Annotated in this window: 4 protein-coding genes and 1 pseudogene; 1 reads left to right on the forward strand and 4 read right to left on the reverse strand. The window is 40.6% G+C overall.

Going from position 1 to position 3445, the window contains the following annotated elements; translation table 11 throughout:
- Nucleotides 1–81: 81 nt before the first annotated feature.
- The 4 genes and pseudogenes from KKH91_04315 to KKH91_04330 all read right to left on the reverse strand — a co-directional run bounded on the left by KKH91_04315 (nt 82) and on the right by KKH91_04330 (nt 3326).
- Complete coding sequence (locus tag KKH91_04315) at nt 82–531, reverse strand: Rrf2 family transcriptional regulator (GenBank protein MBU0952034.1); 450 nt, start codon at nt 529–531, stop codon at nt 82–84.
- A gap of 12 nt (nt 532–543) precedes the next feature.
- Nucleotides 544–1482 carry a cysteine synthase A gene (gene cysK, locus KKH91_04320; protein MBU0952035.1) on the reverse strand — a complete coding sequence of 313 codons (939 nt, stop codon included), beginning with the start codon at nt 1480–1482 and terminating at the stop codon, nt 544–546.
- Between the two features lie 188 nt (nt 1483–1670).
- On the reverse strand, nt 1671–2963 hold the full coding sequence (locus tag KKH91_04325; protein ID MBU0952036.1) for an O-acetylhomoserine aminocarboxypropyltransferase/cysteine synthase: 1293 nt from the start codon (nt 2961–2963) through the stop codon (nt 1671–1673).
- A gap of 66 nt (nt 2964–3029) precedes the next feature.
- Nucleotides 3030–3326, reverse strand: a pseudogene (locus tag KKH91_04330) (twin-arginine translocase subunit TatC).
- Here KKH91_04330 and KKH91_04335 point away from each other — a divergent pair.
- Nucleotides 3249–3445: hypothetical protein (locus KKH91_04335; GenBank protein ID MBU0952037.1), on the forward strand; the 197-nt coding region annotated here is incomplete at its 3' end. The pseudogene KKH91_04330 and the gene KKH91_04335 overlap by 78 nt on opposite strands.

Consider the following 3445-nt stretch of genomic DNA (forward strand, 5'->3'; position numbering starts at 1 on the left):
CAATATTTGAATTATCTTTCATGTTTCCTCTTTCATACCCAATGCTATCCGATTGGAAGGATATTGGGTACTTGAACCTCATTATATCGTATAGTTGAGAATATGTTTTGAATGCAATTGATTATTCTTTTCAACCATATCTTGAAAAGTTGTTTTATCCACAACATCGTTTATTCTATCTCTTACTTCCGACCAAATTCCTTTGAAAACACACTTATTTTCAAAGGTACATCTTGTGTATCCCGAATGGCTTACACAAGCCACTGGCGCTGTCGGGCCTTCCATCAAACGAATTATTTCACCTAAAGTTATTTTAGCTGGAGGTTTGGCAAGATAAACACCGCCTTTAGGGCCGCGGACGGTTTTAATATATTTTGCGCTCTTTAATAGAGTTATTATCTGTTCAAGAAATTTTTCGGGAATATCCTGCCTTTTCGCCATATCCTTTATTTGAGTTATTTTTTGGTTGTAAGTCAAAGACAGATCCAGTATAATTTTCAGCGCATAATCGCCTTTAAAAGTAAGCCGCATATTTTTAACCTCTTACGCTTGATCCTGAAAAAGCCAGGTTGAAAGATAACGCTCTCCGGTATCAGGTAAAACAACAACAATTGTCTTCCCTTTATTTTCCGGCCGCTTCGCGACTTCTAACGCCGCCCATAGCGCTGCCCCGCTTGAAATACCAACTAGAATTCCTTCTTCTTTGGCAACCTGCCTGGCGGTTTTTCCTGCATCTTCATTAGCAACCTGTATTATTTCATCAACTGCTTCCTTATTATATACCCCTGGAACAAAACCCGCGCCTATGCCCTGTATTTTGTGAGAGCCCGGCTTGCCTCCTGAAAGAACCGGCGAATCTTTAGGTTCAACAGCAATTATTTTTACAGACGGCTTTCTTTTTTTCAAGACTTCTCCTACTCCTGTTATAGTTCCTCCAGTGCCAACACCGGCGATAAAAATATCTACTTTGCCATCAGTATCTTTCCAGATTTCTTCAGCAGTTGTTTTCCTGTGTATTTCCGGGTTAGCAGGATTATCAAACTGTTGGGGCACAAAACTGTTCGGAGTTTCTTTCGCAAGCTCATTAGCTTTATCAATAGCGCCCTTCATGCCTTTTGTGCCTTCGGTAAGAACCAATTCCGCGCCCAGTATTTTCAAAAGCTGTCTTCTTTCAATGCTCATCGTTTCAGGCATGGTTAAAATCAGCTTATAACCTTTTGCCGCAGAAACGAATGCTAAAGCAACACCGGTATTCCCGCTGGTCGGTTCGATTATGATCGAATCTTTTTTTAATTTACCTCTTTTTTCCGCATCTTCAATTAAAGCTACGCCCAATCTATCTTTCACGCTGGAAAGCGGATTGAAGGATTCTACTTTTGCAAGGATTGTTGCCAGAGAACCCGCATTTGCGGCCATTCGATTAATCCTCACTAACGGCGTATTTCCTGCTGTTTTTGTAATGTCATTAAAAATTTTAGCCATTTTAACCTCCTGTTAATTATGTTAATATGAAAAACACAATTTTTCGCTCCTACTCGATATTTTTAACGGTTCAAAAATCTAAAATTGACAAACTCCTCCCAAGGGTCGTCAGACATGTCAATTTCTTAACGATTTTTTCACCTAAATATCTCAATGTCGCTTAAAAATGTGTTTTTCATATTTTTATTTTAAGATTGTTTTAAAGCCTGTTCAATATCCGCAATAATATCATCAATATGCTCAAGCCCGATAGATAAACGGATAAAATCTTGCGTTACCCCTGTTGAAACCTGCTCTTCCTGAGAAAGCTGGGAATGTGTTGTAGACGCAGGATGAATCGCCAAAGATTTCGCATCTCCAATATTCGCAAGATGAGAAAAAAGTTCCAAAGATTCAATAAACTTCTTCCCCGCAGCAATCCCGCCTTTTATACCGAACCCGATAATACCGCCGGCACCATGCTTTAAGTACTTATCCGCTTTCTTTTTTTCGGGGCTTGACTCCAACCCCGGATAATTCACCCATCCTGCTTTTTTGTGTTTTTCAAGATACTTCGCCACAGCAAGCGCATTTTCCGAATGCCTTGGATACCTTAAATGCAATGTTTCAATACCCTGAAGCAGAAGAAATGAATTGAAAGGAGATATCGCTGGGCCCAAATCTCTTAAAAGATTTACTCTTGCTTTAATTATGTAGGCGATATTCCCGATCGGCTTCAAAGCTTCCACGAATTTCAACCCGTGATAACCCGGGTCAGGCTCGGTAATAAGAGGAAACTTGCCGGTAGTCCAATCAAATTTTCCGGAATCCACTATTATACCGCCTAACGAAGTTCCATGACCGCCTAAAAATTTTGTGGCTGAATAAACTACTATGTCTACACCGTGGTCAATAGGCCTTAGAGTATAAGGCGAAGAAGTATTATCAAGCACAAGCGGTATGCCGTTTTTATGCGCAATCTTTGAAATCTCTTCTAAATCAGCTATATCCAGCTTGGGGTTTCCGATTGATTCCGCATAAACAGCTTTTGTTTTCGGCGTTATAGCTTTTTCAAACCCTGCGAGGTCATTGGATTTTACGAATGTTGCCTTTATGCCGAATTTCTTGAAAGTATTTTGGAACAGCGTATAGGTTCCGCCATACAGATTATCTGCAGATACTATTTCATCACCGGATTGAACGATATTCAGCATAGCTAATGCGATAGCTGACTGCCCGCTGGCTACAGCGAGCGCGCCAATACCGCCGTCAAGCAAGGCAACTCTTTTTTCAAGCACATCGGTTGTAGGGTTCATCAACCTGGTATATATGTTGCCGAATTCTGTCAGGCCGAAAAGCCGGGCCGCATGGTCAGTGTCCTTAAACTGGTAAGAAGTTGTCTGATAAATGGGCACTGCCCTGGAGCCTGTTGTTGGGTCTGCTTCCTGCCCGCCGTGTAAGGCTAATGATTCAATTTTCAGTTTTGCGTCAATTTTGCTCATCCTGCCTCCTGTTATCTATAATGTCTATCTTCTTAGTATACTTTATAACATAAAAAAATATATCTGTCAAGTCCCCTTAGAAAAAAATATTCTTGCAACTAAAATGCTCAGTTCATAGAGGGCTAGCATGGGAATTGCCATCATAAATTGCGAGAATATGTCCGGGCCGGGCGTTACAACCCCTGCAATAATGAATATTATCAAAAGCGCGTATTTCCTGTTTTTTGACAACCATTTGATAGTAATCACATTAATCTTTACAAGAAACAAAATTAACAACGGCATTTGAAAAACCAAACCAAAACCTATCAGGAACATCATTATAAAGGAGACATAGTAACTTACAGAAATCATCGGCTGGATATTATCTCACAGCACCGCCGAATACTACATCCCGAATCATGGATAGCCACAACCAGACCTTCCCGCACAGCTTTCGCTATCTTCTTGCCCTTAAGAATTCCAACTATTCCAAATTCACC

The organism is Elusimicrobiota bacterium (genome assembly GCA_018816525.1).
Taxonomy (GTDB): domain Bacteria; phylum Elusimicrobiota; class Endomicrobiia; order CG1-02-37-114; family XYA2-FULL-39-19; genus OXYB2-FULL-48-7.

Bases quoted from the DNA above. Each gene is read 5' to 3' on its own strand.
- KKH91_04315 (MBU0952034.1), bottom strand. From the start codon at position 531: ATGCGGCTTACTTTTAAAGGCGATTATGCGCTGAAAATTATACTGGAT.
- cysK (MBU0952035.1), bottom strand. From the start codon at position 1,482: ATGGCTAAAATTTTTAATGACATTACAAAAACAGCAGGAAATACGCCG.
- KKH91_04325 (MBU0952036.1), bottom strand. From the start codon at position 2,963: ATGAGCAAAATTGACGCAAAACTGAAAATTGAATCATTAGCCTTACAC.